Source organism: Streptomyces typhae, assembly GCF_009755605.1.
Taxonomy (GTDB): domain Bacteria; phylum Actinomycetota; class Actinomycetes; order Streptomycetales; family Streptomycetaceae; genus Streptomyces; species Streptomyces typhae.
This window is the reverse complement of record NZ_WPNZ01000034.1, coordinates 66,121-80,168: the sequence shown is the minus strand read 5'-3', so window position 1 is coordinate 80,168 and position 14,048 is coordinate 66,121. Positions and strand designations below refer to the sequence as shown.

Annotated in this window: 11 protein-coding genes and 1 pseudogene; 3 read left to right on the top strand and 9 right to left on the bottom strand. The window is 71.9% G+C overall.

The features are described 5' to 3' along the window. Nucleotides 1-129 precede the first annotated feature (129 nt). Nucleotides 130-2,562 (top strand): serine/threonine-protein kinase, encoded by a 2,433-nt coding sequence (locus GPA10_RS38905; RefSeq protein ID WP_157169540.1) that lies wholly within the window; start codon nucleotides 130-132, stop codon nucleotides 2,560-2,562. An 89-nt stretch (nucleotides 2,563-2,651) separates the two neighbouring features. Here the strand turns inward: GPA10_RS38905 and GPA10_RS38900 are convergent, their stop codons facing one another. Next, nucleotides 2,652-3,272 (bottom strand): MarR family winged helix-turn-helix transcriptional regulator, encoded by a 621-nt coding sequence (locus GPA10_RS38900; RefSeq protein WP_246260522.1) that lies wholly within the window; start codon nucleotides 3,270-3,272, stop codon nucleotides 2,652-2,654. Nucleotides 3,273-3,398: 126 nt separating this feature from the next. Here GPA10_RS38900 and GPA10_RS38895 point away from each other — a divergent pair, with 126 nt between their 5' ends. Next, nucleotides 3,399-3,824: a Rid family hydrolase gene (locus GPA10_RS38895; RefSeq protein WP_058852496.1), complete on the top strand. Its 426-nt coding sequence runs from the start codon at nucleotides 3,399-3,401 to the stop codon at nucleotides 3,822-3,824. 11 nt (nucleotides 3,825-3,835) lie between these two features. Here GPA10_RS38895 and GPA10_RS43170 read toward each other — a convergent pair. The 8 genes and pseudogenes from GPA10_RS43170 to GPA10_RS38860 form a co-directional block, all read right to left on the bottom strand. Then, nucleotides 3,836-3,961: pseudogene (locus tag GPA10_RS43170) on the bottom strand (LysR family transcriptional regulator); the annotation flags it as partial. 138 nt (nucleotides 3,962-4,099) lie between these two features. Beyond that, a complete protein-coding gene (locus tag GPA10_RS38890) occupies nucleotides 4,100-5,047 on the bottom strand; it encodes a hypothetical protein (RefSeq protein ID WP_198351836.1) in 948 nt (315 codons plus the stop codon). A 255-nt stretch (nucleotides 5,048-5,302) separates the two neighbouring features. Then, on the bottom strand, nucleotides 5,303-7,018 hold the full coding sequence (locus GPA10_RS38885) for an amidohydrolase (RefSeq protein WP_157169539.1): 1,716 nt from the start codon (nucleotides 7,016-7,018) through the stop codon (nucleotides 5,303-5,305). 108 nt (nucleotides 7,019-7,126) lie between these two features. Continuing rightward, a complete protein-coding gene (locus GPA10_RS38880) occupies nucleotides 7,127-8,104 on the bottom strand; it encodes an alpha/beta hydrolase (RefSeq protein ID WP_157169538.1) in 978 nt (325 codons plus the stop codon). A gap of 141 nt (nucleotides 8,105-8,245) precedes the next feature. Next, the gene (locus GPA10_RS38875; RefSeq protein ID WP_343041813.1) at nucleotides 8,246-9,316 is read right to left on the bottom strand and encodes a phosphotriesterase family protein; all 1,071 of its coding nucleotides are present in this window, start codon (nucleotides 9,314-9,316) and stop codon (nucleotides 8,246-8,248) included. After that, nucleotides 9,313-10,446 (bottom strand): phosphotriesterase family protein, encoded by a 1,134-nt coding sequence (locus GPA10_RS38870; RefSeq protein ID WP_058852556.1) that lies wholly within the window; start codon nucleotides 10,444-10,446, stop codon nucleotides 9,313-9,315. Before GPA10_RS38870 ends, GPA10_RS38875 begins: the two co-directional genes overlap by 4 nt. 229 nt (nucleotides 10,447-10,675) lie before the next feature. Continuing rightward, nucleotides 10,676-11,350: a GntR family transcriptional regulator gene (locus GPA10_RS38865; RefSeq protein WP_058852500.1), complete on the bottom strand. Its 675-nt coding sequence runs from the start codon at nucleotides 11,348-11,350 to the stop codon at nucleotides 10,676-10,678. 61 nt (nucleotides 11,351-11,411) lie between these two features. Next, nucleotides 11,412-12,161 (bottom strand): alpha/beta fold hydrolase, encoded by a 750-nt coding sequence (locus tag GPA10_RS38860; protein ID WP_157169537.1) that lies wholly within the window; start codon nucleotides 12,159-12,161, stop codon nucleotides 11,412-11,414. A gap of 315 nt (nucleotides 12,162-12,476) precedes the next feature. Between GPA10_RS38860 and GPA10_RS38855 the strand changes: the two genes are divergently transcribed. Then, nucleotides 12,477-13,985: a fumarylacetoacetate hydrolase family protein gene (locus GPA10_RS38855; protein ID WP_157169536.1), complete on the top strand. Its 1,509-nt coding sequence runs from the start codon at nucleotides 12,477-12,479 to the stop codon at nucleotides 13,983-13,985. The last annotated feature ends 63 nt before the right edge of the window (nucleotides 13,986-14,048 follow it).

The following is a 14,048-nucleotide window of genomic DNA, read 5'->3' as shown; positions in this document are numbered from 1 at the left end:
GTTCGGATTCCGCTCGGCAGGCAGCGGGGTTCCGGCCTCGGGTGACATGGGTGAGGGGGAGTCGGGGTGCGCCTGGGCACTACCGTCGTTGGGCGCTACCGGTTGCGGCGGGGGCCCTTGCGCGGAGGCATGGGCGAGGTGTGGCTGGCCAGCGATCTGCGGTTGCCGCGCGAAGTCGTCCTCAAGCGGATGCACGCCGCCGACGAGCCCGACGCCGCCGTCGGCCGCCTGGAGTCAGAGGCCCGCGCGCTCGCCCGTTTCAGCCATCCGCACGTCGTCACCCTGTTCGACGTCCTCACGGTCACGGCCACCGGTTCCGCCGCCGGGACGGGTGACGCCGGTGCCGGGAGTTCGGCGCTGTGGCTCGTCATGGAGTACGTCTCCGGGGGCAGCCTCGATCGGAGGCCGCCGCTCGGTCCCGCGCGCGCTGCCCGCGTCGGCGTCCAGATCGCCGACGCCCTGGCCGCCCTGCACGCCCGGGGCATCGTGCACGGCGACGTGAAGCCCGCCAACGTCGTCGTCACCCCCGAAGGCCTCGCCAAGCTCGCGGACTTCGGTGCCGCGTACCGCTACGGCGGCCAGCAGACCATCACCCCGCCCGGCATGGTCGGCTACACCCCGGACTACGCCGCCCCCGAGGTCGTCCGCGGCCACCCCGAACCGGCCTCCGATGTCTTCTCCCTCGCCGCCCTCCTGTACGCCGTCGTCACCTGCCGCCCGCCCCGCCCGCACGCAGGGCGCGACGTCGACCCGTACGCAGCCGCACGGGAGGCCGAACGCGGCGAGGTCGCCCTCGACGGCGACGTCGGCCCGCTCGCGGAGATCCTGCCCGCCCTGCTCGACCCGGACCCGGCGAACCGCCCGTCCGCAGCGGAGGCGAAGCGGCTCCTGGAGGAGCACGCGGGACCTCAGGAGCCGCTTCCCGACCGGGAGTCGGGGGCGGGTGCGCTCGCGTTCGGTGGGGAGGAAGGGAACGGGCGTGAGGGCAGGGGCGGTGAAGGGGACGAGTTCGGTTCAGGGTCCAGTGATGGGGAGTTCGCCGCCACGGCGGAATGGGCAGCCCCTACGCGGGAGTTACCGGAGACGGAGCGAGCCGGAGACGGGCGGGGGAGCGGGGTGGGCGCGGGGACGAGCCCGGCTGCGGGAACCAGCCCGGGTGCGGGCATGGATGCGGATGCGGGAACAGGCGGTGCGGGCCCGAGAGCGGGTGCTGGCCCGAGAGCGGGCGACGGCCCGGGAGTCGGCGGCGGCCGGGGCCGGGGAAGCGCGAGCAGCCATGAAGGCGTCGACGGCCACGCTGGTCGGGGTGGCGACCGCGGAGGCACAGGCGGCTCCGGAGACGTGGGCCTGGACCTCCATGGGAGTGCGGGCGTCCACGGAGGCACGAGTGGCCACGGAGGCGCGGGCGTCCACAGAGGTGCGGGCGTCCACGGAAGCACCGGCGGGCGCCGAAACGTCGGCGCCCCTGTGGGCGCGGGCCGGAGCGGCGTGGAGTCCGGTGCGCCCGAGCGGCGGGAAGGGCGGGTGCCCGAGCGGCGGGAAGGGCGGGTGCTCGGGCGGTTGCCGCGGGGCCGGGCCCGGCTCGTGGGCGCGATCGGGGGAGCCGCCGTTCTCGGACTGGCCGTCGCCCTCGTCATCTCCCTGCTCGGGTCGGACGAAGAGCGCGGCGGCGACCCGGACGGAAAGGCAAGCGGAAGGACCGCCGCGTCGGCCGGGGCCGGGCGGTCCGTCATCGGCGACCACCGCACCGCCGACCCGTGCGCCCTGGCCGACCCCACCGTGCTCAAGCGGTTCGGCGAGGCCGATCTCGACCCGGACTACGGCAACTTCGACCGGTGCGACGTCATCGTGGACACCGGCGACGACGAACCCGTCGACGTGGAAGTGCACTTCGACACGGGCGGCGGCCCGGACCTGCCCGCGTCACCGCGCACCGAGGGTGACGTGCGCGTGGTGCAGGAGGCCGAGGACAGCGACGCCTGTGTGCGGACGCTGCTGCCCGCGGCGGACCCGGACGTGAACATCTCCGTCGTCGCGAAGCAGGACGAGGGCGCCGCGCCGCTCTGCCCCATGGCCGACGCCGCCGCGGCCAAGGCCGTCGACGTACTCAACGAGGGCCGTATCGGCCGACGTTCACCCGCGCCCGACGTCTCACTCGTGCACGAGGACGCGTGCGCGCTGCTCGGTCCCGAGGACCTCGAAGCGGTGCCCGGAGTCGACGCGAAGGACCCCGACGTCCGCTTCGGCGGCTGGGACTGCAAGTGGGCGAGCACCACCGGCGACCTGTGGCTGGAGATCCGGTTCGACCGCGGCCAGCCACTGACCGGCGACGACGGCACCCTCACCCGCGTCGGCGGCCACCGCGCCGTCGTCGAGGCGGACGCGGAGGGCCCACGGACCTGCCTCGTCCGAGTCGTCCACCGCACGTACACGGATCCGCGCGGCGACGACGCCGTCGAGACGGTGAACGTCACCGTCGGCGGCGACCCGTCCGACAGACGGCTGCGCCGCCTCGCCACCACCTTCGCGGGCGCGGCGGTGGCCGAACTCCGCGCCGGCTAGGGCCTGACCGCCCGGCCGGAGCGGCACCGCGCCGCTCCGCGGACTCGGCTCAGGGGTGGGGCAGGTGCGGCGGGTCCGCACCTCGGCGTCTACTCGTCCCGTGGCGTGCCGCGGGACGGCTGCCGGCTGAAGTCGTCGGGGACGATGCGCAGTCTGTCCGCCACGCGGGCGAGGGCCTTCTGGTCGGTGGTGTCGAGCGAGTCGAGGACGATGCTGCGTACGGCACGCAGGTGTGTGGGCGCTGCCAGTCGCACGATGTCGAAGCCCGCTTCGGTGAGTTCGGCGAGGGTGTAGCGGCCGTCAGCCGGGTCGGGCCTCCGTACGATCCAGCCGCGCTGTTCGCAGCGCTTGACGACGTTGGACAGGCGGGAGAGGGAGCCGCTGGCGAGGAAGGCGAGCTCGCCCATCCGCAGCCTGCGTTCCGGGGCCTCGGAGAGGTGGCTGAGTACGAGGTACTCGAACAGAGTGAGGCCGTGTTCCTGCCGCAGGGGTGACTCCAGCTTGCCGGGGAGGAGAAGGACGAGGGAGATCAGTCCCGTCCACGCCGCCTTCTCCTGCTCGTCGAGCCATCGCAGCTCTTCGCTGCTTTCGTGCCCGGTCCTGTGCCCGGCCTCCTGCTCGGTCTCCTGCCCGGCCTCCCGCCCGGTCTCGTATCCGTGTTCGTGCTCGTGTTCGTCGGCGTCGCTCATGGGTCCCTCGGTGCCGTTCATGGGTCGTTCCGCTCCTCCGGCGAATCCGCCATCACTTTACGCTTGAAGTCATCCGCTGCTAGTATCACTTTACGCGTGAAGTCACGTGTGGGGGGGGGTCCCCCGTGGACAGGAAGAAGGCGCATCATGAGCACCGTCACCTTCGGTATCACTCCGGGCTTCGGCGAGAAGCTGCACGCGGCCCTCGGGTACAGCGGGGCCGTCCGCGTCGGCGACCGGGTCGAGATCTCCGGCCAGGCCGGGGTGGACGACGACCTGGTCGTCCCCGACTCGCTGGAGGACGAGATCATCCAGGCTTTCGACAACGTGGAGCGCACGCTCGCCACGGTCGGCGCGACTTGGAAGGACGTCATCCACGTCAACTCGTACCACAAGGTCGCACCGGGAGACGACGCCATCGGAGACGATCACAACCTGGTCATGGCCGAGCAGTTCCGCCGCCGCCTCGAAGGCCGCGCGCCCATCTGGACCGAGACCGGTGTCACGGTCCTCGGTCTCGCCGCCATGCGCGTGGAGATCCGCGTCACCGCCATCGTCGGCTCCGGGGAGTGAATCGGGGACGTGCCGGCCCGGCGGGCCTTGTCGGCAGCGGCGCTCATGGCGTTGAGGGCGTGCCGACCGTGGTGCAGGAGCGCCTCGCCCGCGGGGGTGAGGACCACATGCCTGCTGGAGCGCTCAAGGAGGGGCACTCGACCTCATCAAGCGCTGGCAGGCCCGCCACCCGTACAAGGCGATCTGGGGCAACCACGAGCCGCTGGAGTGAGCGGTTGCGCCGGTTGCGAACGGCTACGGAAGCTACGGCAGTTGCGGCGGCGCGTGCGGGCGGCTCAGGCCGTGCAGTGCTTCTGCGCGTCGACACGCACCTTGCGGCCGGTGAACTCCTCCAGGACGGCGATGTTCTCCGGGGCGTAGTTCGTCGCGGTGATCTTGTCGGCGTCGCGGCTGCCGAGCTTGCCGGTGTACGGCGCGGACTTCTCCAGCCAGTACGCCGTGCGCAGGAACTGGGTCAGGACCAGATCGCGCAGCTTCGGCTCGGCCTTGATCCTGGCCCAGTAGTCGGGGTGCTTGTCCTTGGCGACCCGCAGATACAGCAGCAGGTAGCGCAGGTTGGTGGCGGCGATGTCCCGGGCGTTGCCGGCACCGACGCCCTTGATGTACTCCTGCACCACCGTCACCGCGGGCAGTCCGGTGAGACCGGCGTTCTGCTCCGCGAGCACGCCCTGGAGGCGGTACTCGCCCTGGGTCCTGTCCCGCAGATAGATGTCGTCCATGGAGGAGCTGAGGCTGTCCTTGATCAGGGGCAGGATCTCCTTACGGGGAAAACCGCCGTGCACGGGTACGGTCAGAGCCTGCTGACCGGCGTTGATCCAGGCCGCGATGTGGACGTCCCACCTGGTCCGGGACGGATCGAGGTCCCACATGTGGGTCTCCTCGTGGATCGCCACCATCATCGACTCGGCGAACCCCTCGAAGTTCCGCTTGTTCACGAACTGGTCCCAGTACTTGTCCTTGGCCTGGGCGATCGCCAGCGCCTCACCGCTGGGCCAGCGCCGCTTGTACATGGTCTGGAGGGTGCGCATCCAGTTCGAGGAGTTGAAGGACGCCTTGAGGTCGCTCACGTCGGCGTTCGGCTGCGACGGTTCGTCGTAGCAGTAGGGGGCGGCGGCGCGGCCCTGCGCGGTTCCGGCGGTGGAGGGGGCGGCGGCCGCGGTACCGGCGCCGAGGGCCAGGACGACGGATGCGGTCAGGAGGCGGGGGAGTTGTCTACGGCTCACGAGGACCTCGTCTCGAAGCAGTTGTGGGGGGTTCGCGCCGACGGGCGCACGCACCGCCCGTCACTCGTCGAAGCTACTGACCCTGACACCTCATGCCTACTATCACGTCGGCATAACATCCGGGCGATGGTTCCCCACTCTCGATCCGCGGTGTGTCGGGTACGTGGTGCGCCGGGGCCGCGGTGCGCCTCGGCCCCGCACATCGCCGCCCCGGTACACCGCCGCCCCGGTACGCCGCTGACCCGGTACGCCGCCTCAGCGGGAGTCGGTGTCCGCCCCGCGTTCGAACACGACGCGCCCGTCGAAGACCGTGAGGTCCACCGGCAGGTTCGGGATGTCGTGCGGGTCGGTGGCGCGCAGGTCGCCGCCGAGGACGCACAGGTCGGCCACCTTGCCCGGCTTGATGCTGCCCTTCCAGGACTCGGCGAAGTCCTGCCTGGCGGGGTTGGCCGTGTAGGCGCGCAGCGCCGTCTCCAGCGGGACGCGCTGGTCGGGGCCGCTCACCCGGCCCGTGGCCTTGGACTCGCGCAGCAGCATGGCGGCGACGCCCCTGCGCCAGTCGGGCGCGGTGATCGGGGCGTCGGAGCCGACACAGATGGCGATCCCCGCGTCCGCCGCGGAACGCACCGGCCACTGGTAGTCCGACCGTTCGCTGCCGACTATGTCGTCCATCAGGTCCGCGATGGTCCACTTGATGGCCGGGTTCATATTGATGCCGTAGCCGTGCGCGGCCAGTTTCGCGAGGCTCCGCTCGGAGGCGAAGTCGCCGTGTATCACGTAGTGGCGGGCGTCCGGTCGCGGGTGTGCCCGGTGGGCGGCGACGAAGGCGTCGACCACGGAGTCGATTGCCCGGTCGCCGGTCACGTGCACGCCCACCTGGTGTCCGGCGCTGTGCGCGACCCGTATCATCTCGGCGAGTTCGGCCTCTTTGAGCCCGGCGTCGGCGCCGTGCACGCAGAGGCCTCCGTGGCCGCCGCCCGGGTAGGGCTCGTGCATCCAGGCGGTCTCGTTCGGCGGCACCCCGTCGGCGAAGACCTTGACGCCGATCACGGCCAGCCTCGCCGCGTCCACGTCGTCCGGTACGGCGAGCCCCTCCAGGCCGAGGGTCACGTCGGCCGCCGAGCCACCCATGGGCGCCGGCAGCAGCAACACGCGTACCCGGGTGTCGAGTTGGCCCGCGCGCGCCAGTTCGACGTAGGCGTGCAGGGTGCCGGTGTCCAGGCCGCCGCCGAGGATCTCGGCACCACCCGGGCCGAGTCCCGGTTCGGTGTAGCTGGTGATGCCCAGGGCGTGCAGGGCGGTCACGGCCGTGCGGATGGCCCCCTTGCGCTGGTCGACGGTCACGGGCGGCACCAGTGCCTGGACGAGGGACTGTGCCGTCTCCTTGAGGATGCCGGTGGGAGCACCCTCGGCATCGGTGTCGATCACTCCGCCCGCCGGAGGCTCGGTTCCCGGCCCGACGCCGGCGAGTTCGAGCGCCCTGGAGTTCACCCACACCATGTGACCGGAGAAGTCCGTGAGACAGACCGGATGGTCGGGGGCGGCGGTGTCCAGGTCGGCGCGGTTCGGGCGGCGCACCGGGTCGGCCAGGCACTCCGCGAGGTAGCCGACGTCCCAGCCGAGTCCGGTGATCCACTCCCCGTCGGGCGTGCCCGCCGCGGCCTTGCGCACCGCCTCCGTGATGTCGGCGATCGACTCCACCGCGGGGTGGCCGAGGTCCAGCGCGAACGGTGGCCTGGTCAGCGCCCAGGCGGCGGCGTGCAGGTGGGAGTCGTTGATCCCCGGCAGTACGGTGCGCCCGGCCAGGTCCACGACCCGGGTGCCGGGTCCGGCGAGTGCCGTGATCTCCGCGTCGCTGCCCACGGCGAGGATCCGGCCGGCCCGTACGGCGACCGCCTGGGCGACGGAGAACGCGTCGTCGACGGTCAGTACGTCGCCGCCGGTCATGATGAGATCCGCTGTCTCCGGCATCGATGGCCCTTCTGGCTCTGGCTGGTGTTGTGAGGTACGAGAAATCGGTGCCTGCCGCGGCGTCGGCTCTGCCTGGCCGGGTGGCTGATGAGTGTCAGAGAGCGAGCGTCAGAGAGCGAGCACGCGACGCAGCCACGACAGGCGGGCCGCCAGCGCGGCGCGGGTCACCTCGTGGTCCGGGGCGAAGATGTCGAAGCCGTGGAAGGCCCCCTGCCAGATGTGCAGTTCGGCCTGTCCGCCGGTCGCCCAGATGCGGGACGCGTAGGCCACGTCCTCGTCACGGAACAGCTCGGCACTGCCCGCCTCGATGAACGCGGGCGGCAGGTCCGTCAGGTCGCCCGCCCTCGTGGGGGCGGCGTAGACCGACACCTCGGCCGCGGGGTCGCCCGCCCGCTCGCCGAGCAGCGCCTGCCACGCGAGGACGTTCATCTCCCGCTGCCAGGTGCCGCGGCCGTCGTACTGATGGCTCGACACCGTGGTGTTGCCGTCGTCCAGCATGGGGCACAGCAGCAACTGCCCGGCCAGGGACGGTCCTTCGCGGTCGCGAGCCATGAGCGCGACCCCGGCCGAGAGGCCGCCGCCGGCGCTGCCTCCCATGACGACGATGCGGTGCGGGTCGACGCCGAGTTCACCGGCGTGCCGTGCCATCCAGCGAAGACCGGCGTAGCAGTCCTCCACGGGGGCCGGGTGCGGGTGTTCCGGGGCGAGCCGGTACTCGACGTTGACGGCGACGACCCCGAGTTCCTCGACGAGGTCGACGAGACGAGGGGTGTCCTGATGGCGGTGACCACTGATCATGCCGCCGCCGTGGATGTTGTAGAGCCCAGGCGCCGGTGCCTTCAGGTGCCGCGGGCGCAACACGGTGACGACGAGGTCCGGGGCGCCGTCGGGACCGGGGACCGTCCGGTCCTCGGCGTCGATCTCGCGGGTGCCGATGACGTCGGCGACCGAGGGCATGGGGAACATCGACGCGGAATCGCGTATCGCCGCGATGGTGTCCGTCGAGGGTGCGGCTCCCTCGTCGCGGGGCATCGCGTCGAGCACCGCGCCGAGCACTGGATCGAAGGGGACGGGGGTGACGCTCATGGTTGTCTCTCAGGGGTGATCGAGCGGTTCTCTCTCGGGGGCGGGCGTGGTTCTGACACGGGGGTGAGCGAGTGGTTCTCGCTTCGAAGTGAGCGAGCGGTTCTCACCCGGGGCTGATCGAGCGGGCGGCGCGGCCGGAGGTCACTGCGGTGCGGCGAAGGCGAGTGCTCGCGCGGGATTGTCGATCGTGATCGCGCGGAGGGCCTCCTCGCTCACCCCGAGGCGGCGCAGGGCGGGCAGGAAGTGCCGCGGGATGTAGTCGTATCCCTGGCCGCCGTACTTCTTGAGCTGGATCTTCTGGCACACGTCGTGGCCGAGCAGGATCTGGCCCGCGTGGCCCTGCTCGACAAGACCCGCGATGCCCCGGGCCACCTTGTGGTCGCTGGTGAGGACCAGGTGTCCCCAGGGGCTTCCCGGTGCCGTCAGGAAGTCGAACTCCACGAAGACGCCACGTGCGAGGACGCGACTGCCGAAAGCCGGGTCGGCGAGGACGTCCATGGCGTGGCCCAGGACGATGTTCGAGGGGTCGACGCCTTCCTCCGCGAGGATGTCGAGCACCCGGAACTTGTCCTCGCCCACCCCGCCGACGTGGAAGGTGACCGGGGCTCCCGTCACCCGGCTCGCGCGACCGCTGGCCCGTACGCTCTTGAGCTCGTTGTCGGTCAACGGCACCGTGTCCGCGCCGACCTCGCCGATGACGCCCGTACGGATCCCGGTGCCGTCGGCCCCGACCACGACGTCCCGCACGATGACGTCGGCGAGCTCGTCGACGGTGCGTTCGTCCATGTCCGGCGGGTGGAAGGCCGGGGTGTACCAGCCACCGCCCATGACGATGTTGAGCCCGCTCGCCCGGGAGAGGCGGAGGAGCGACTCGGGATCGCGGCCCAGGCCGGGCGGGGAGACCTCGACCATGGTGGCGCCGCCGGTGTGGGTGAAGGCGCGTACTTCCGCGAGCATCTCGTCGAAGTCGCCGAGCACGTCGTTGTCGGCGTTCGGGCGCCCGTGGCGGGTGCGTGCGAGCGTGGCGAGAGTGAGCGGTTCGGCGGCCTCGGGAGAGTCCTCGCCGGGGCGGTGGAATCGCGGTGGCCGTCGCAGGTCGACGAAGACGTGCTCGTGCATGAGCGTCACGCCGAGCTCCGAGGGGGCCACGGGACCCGCCACGGTCAGGGCCCGACCGGTGAGGTCCGGGATCTCGAAGGGATAGCGGCTCACGAGTCGGTCCTCCGGTTGGCGATGGTGAGCAGCCGCCGGGTGAGCAGTCGCCGTGGATTGCGCACCGTGACGGTTTCGATGAGGGCGTCGTCGGCTCCGAGCATCCGCAGATACGGGACGAACTGCGCCAGGACGAAGCCGTACCCGCCTCCGCCGTAGGCGAGCAGCTGCGACTTGGTGTGGACGTCCTGCGACAGCAGGATCCGTCCGGCGTGGCCCCGGCGGGCGAGCTCCAGTACCGCGGCGGCGACGTCCTGGTCGTCGCTGACGCTGAGGACCGAGGGCAGCCGGCCGAGCTGGTCGAACTGCACGAACACCCCGCGTTCCAGGAGCGGTTCGAGGTCGTCGGGGCGAGGTGAGAGCGGGTCGCAGTGCGCGACGGCCACGCGGGTGAGGTCCGCGCCCTCCTCGGCGAGCAGGTCGAGCACCCGCTGCTGGGTGGTGGCGTCGTCGCAGCGACCGACGGAGATCGCGGCGCGCGTGATGGCCGACGCGCGGGCCGCGGCGATCAGGATCGCGCGCTCGGCGGGCTCCTCCGGGTCGAGTGCGGCGAGCGCGCCGATGATGCCCGCGCGTACCCCGTCCACGCCCTCGGTGAGGTCCCGGACGATCTCCTCGGTGAGGCTCTCGACGGTGAGCGCGGCGGGCGTCTCGACCCACGCCGGGTGGTAACGACCGGTCCCCATCACGATGTTGAGGCCGGTCGTCGCGGATATCCGGCGCAGTCCTGCCGGGTGCCGGCCGAGTCCGGTGGTTGTGACGTCCACCAGGGTGGCGCCGCCGGCGTCCTTGAACGCGGTGGCCTCCTCGGCGGCGAGGCCCTCGTCGGTGAGCAGCCAGTTGTCCTCGTTGGGCGCGCCCATGCCGATGTCGCCGAGGAGTTCCATCGCGAGAGGCGCGCGGTAGAGCTGGAGCCGGCTCGTGGCCGTGGGGCGGGTGCGCCCCACGGCCGTCCAGGATTCGGCGGTGTCACCCGGCGTGGCGAAATCGCTCAGGAGGTGTTCGTGGGGGAGCACCGCGCCCAGAGCGTCCGGCGGGACCTCGCCGGTGACGGTGACGACGGTCCCCGCGGACATGCGTGCTGCCGTCGGCGTACAGGCCGCACCCGGAGTCGAGTCGGTAGTGGACATGCGGGTCACGCTAACAGATGAGATACATCATCGTATACGATGCTGCGGCTCGAAATCGGATCGAAATGCGGATGCGGTCATCGCGACGAGGGCGCAGCCATCACGATGCGGATGCGGATGCGGTCGTCGCGTCGAGGATGCAGCCATCACGTCGCGGATGCGGTCGTCGCGCCGAGGATGCCGTCGCCGCCGCGATGCGGACGCAGTTGCCGATCGCGGCGCGGACGGCCTACGTCGCGGTCTGCGACTGATGCAGCGCCTCGGCGGTCGCCACCTTGTGCGCGCAGGCGACCTGTTCGATCTCCTGTGCCGGCGCACCCGCCGCGATCAGTTCGAGGAGCCGTTCGTGCTCCGCCACGGAGCGGCGCGCCCGCCCGGGTACGTGGGAGAAGGTCGAGCGGCGCATGTGGTCCAGGCGCGCCCACTCGGCCTCCATGAGGGAGACGAGGTGCGCGTCCGGGCAGTGCTCGTAGAGGGAGAAGTGGAACTCCCTGTTGAGAGCGGTGAAGGCAGCGGGATCGAAGTCCTCGAGCGCCATGGTCATGCGGGCGTTGATCTCCCGGGACCGTTCGACGTGCTCGGCCGTCATGCGCGGCGCGGAGATCGCGGTCGCGTACCCCTCCAGGCGGGCCAGGACCTGGAGGGCGTGCTCCACCTGCGCGGCGTCGAAGACCGCGACGCGCGCGCCGATGTTGCGGACGACCTCGACGAGTCCGTCGGACTGGAGTCGGCGCAGAGCCTCGCGCATCGGGATGGTGCTGACCCCGGTCTCCCGCGCGAGCTGGCTGAGGACGAGGCGGTAGCCCGGCCCGTACGTCCCGTCGAGGATGCGCGAGCGCAGCAGCTCGTAACTGACCTCGGCCTTCGACCCCTTGGAGCGGGTTTGTTTCTGCGTGGCGCTCATGCCTGTTCCCTTGCTCCGGGCCGGGCGTCCGCTGCGCGGACCCGGCCGTGTACTCGTGCGTTCACCCGGTGAGGGCTTCCAGGACTGTACGGCGGAACGCGGCGCCGGCGAGGACCTCGTGGTGCTCGCCGGGAACCGTGACCAGGTCCGCCCCCTCGACGAGGTCGACCACCCGCTCGATCCCACGGGTCATCATGTCGTCCTTGCCGACGACGAAGACGGGCGGCGTGTCTCCCGTCCAGGACCGCGGGGCGAAGGGCGTGCCGCGCAGCCCCTCGACGCACAGGGCCAGACCGGCGGCCCGGTCCCCGTGGGCGCGCACCATACCGGCGATCATCGCGGTGAACGGATCCGCCGGCTCGGTGCCGTCCGCGACCGCGCGGTGGAGCGCGGCCACCTCCACCGCCTCGAACGGTTCGGCGGGGCTGAGACCGCCGAGGACGGTGCGGCGCAGTCGGCCGGGTGCCGCGGTCGGAAGCTCCCAGGCGAGCCTGGCGCCCAGTGAGTAGCCGATCGCGTCGAACGTCCCTGCCCCCGCCTCGTCGAGGACGGCGAGCAGGTCCGCGACCAGCGCCGTCGCACCTGCCTCCCCGGCCGCCGACGGGGCCGGGCTGTCCCCGTGTCCCCGCAGGTCGGGCACGATCACCGCCTGTCCGGCCTCGGCCAGCGCGGGGGCGATCCCGGTCGCCACCCAGTCCTGGTGGCCGTCGGACCCGAAGCCGTGCACCAGCAGGACAGTCGGCCTGTCGGAGGCCCGGCCGGGAGTGAACGTACGGACGGCCAGACCGGTTCGGCTCTGTGTCTCGCGCATCTCTCGCACCTCTCACATCGAGTTTCGTATACGATCTGCGACCCTATCGCGGCGGCATCCGCCCCTGGGGGAGCCGTACGATCGACTCTTCCCTTCTAGATCGTGCATGATAACGTATACGATTATTGAACCGGTGTAGTGATGCAACGGTGCAGCCCGGTCCGGCCGGCAGGAACGTTTCCAGGAAACCCGTGACCGTCCGGACCCCGCGCACCGCACCCCGCACCCCGCGTCCCGCGACCGGCCACGCCGAAACGGGCCGCCGCTCCTCCTCGACAAGCGTCTGATCGCCGCTCACGCCCAGGGAGAACTCCGATGCCGCATCCGCTGGGAACCCAGCCCTCGAAGATCGTCGCAGTCCATCTCAACTACCCCTGCCGGGCCAAGGAACGCGGCCGCGTCCCCGACCAGCCTTCCTACTTCCTCAAGCCCCCCTCCTCGCTCTCCGGTACCGATGACGCCCTCGTCCGCCCCGGCGGCTGCGAACTCATGGCCTTCGAGGGGGAGATCGCGCTGGTCATGGGCAAGCGCGCGCACCGGGTCGCGCCCGAACAGGGCTGGAGCCACGTCGCCTGGGTGACGGCGGCCAACGACGCCGGCGTCTACGACCTGCGGTACGCCGACCGCGGCTCCAACCTGCGCTCGAAGGGGAGCGACGGCTTCACCCCCGTGGGCCCCCGCCTCCTCGACGCCACCCGACTCGACCCGGCCGCGCTGCGGCTGCGGACCTGGGTCAACGGCGAACAGGTCCAGGACGCCGACACCGCCACGCTGCTCTTCCCGTTCGGCGACCTGATCGCCGACCTGTCGCGCCTGGTCACCCTGGAGCCCGGCGACGTCATCCTCACCGGGACACCGTCCGGAGCCTCCGTGGTGTCGCCCGGCGACGTCGTGGAGGTGGAGGTCAGCGCCCTGGACCAGGAGATCTCCAGTGGCCGCCTGCGCAACACCGTGACGGACGCGGGCCACGACCTTGCGGCCTGGGGCGCCATGCCCCGCGTCGACGCGGCCCTGCGCGCCGACGCCTGGGGGACGGGCCACGCGGACACGCCCGCCCTGGACCCGGACATCGCCGCGGCGCTGCGCGGCCTGGCCACCGCCACCCTCAGCTCCCAGCTGCGCAAGCGCGGCCTCCAGCACATGACGATCGACGGCGTACGCCCCACCGACCCCACGGCCAAGCTGGTCGGCACCGCGCACACCCTGCGCTACCTGCCGCTGCGCGAGGACCTCTTCGAGAAGTTCGGCGGCGGCATGAACGCCCAGAAGCGTGCCGTCGAGGAGCTGCGTCCGGGCCAGGTGCTCGTGATGGACGCCCGCCGCGACCCTACGGCGGGCACCATCGGCGACATCCTGGCGCTGCGGGCGCAGCAGCGGGGCGCGGCCGGAGTCGTCACCGACGGCGCGCTGCGGGACAGTGCCGCGGTCGCGGCCCTCGGCCTGCCGACGTACTACGCCGCCGAGCACCCCGCCGTTCTCGGCCGCCGCCACATCCCCTGGGACACCGGTGTCCCCATCGCCTGCGGCGGAGCGCTCGTCCAGCCCGGCGACATCCTCGTCGGCGACGCCGACGGTGTCCTCGTCGTCCCGCCCGACCTGGTCGAGGAGCTCATCGCCGACTCCGCCGAACAGGAACTGCAGGAACGGTTCATCGCCGAGCGCGTGGCGGCGGGTGAGGCGATCCAGGGCCTGTACCCCCTCGGCCCCGCCTGGCGGGACGCCTACCAGCGGTGGCGCCACCTCCAGAGCAGTCCTCAGACCGGCCTGGAGAGCAGCCCGCAGACCAGCCCGCAGACCGGCCTCCAGACCAGCCCGCAGAGCTGACCGGCCCGCCGGGCGGCAGCCGCCGTGGCGCGGCACCCGGCCACGACCCCGTTCACACCCACC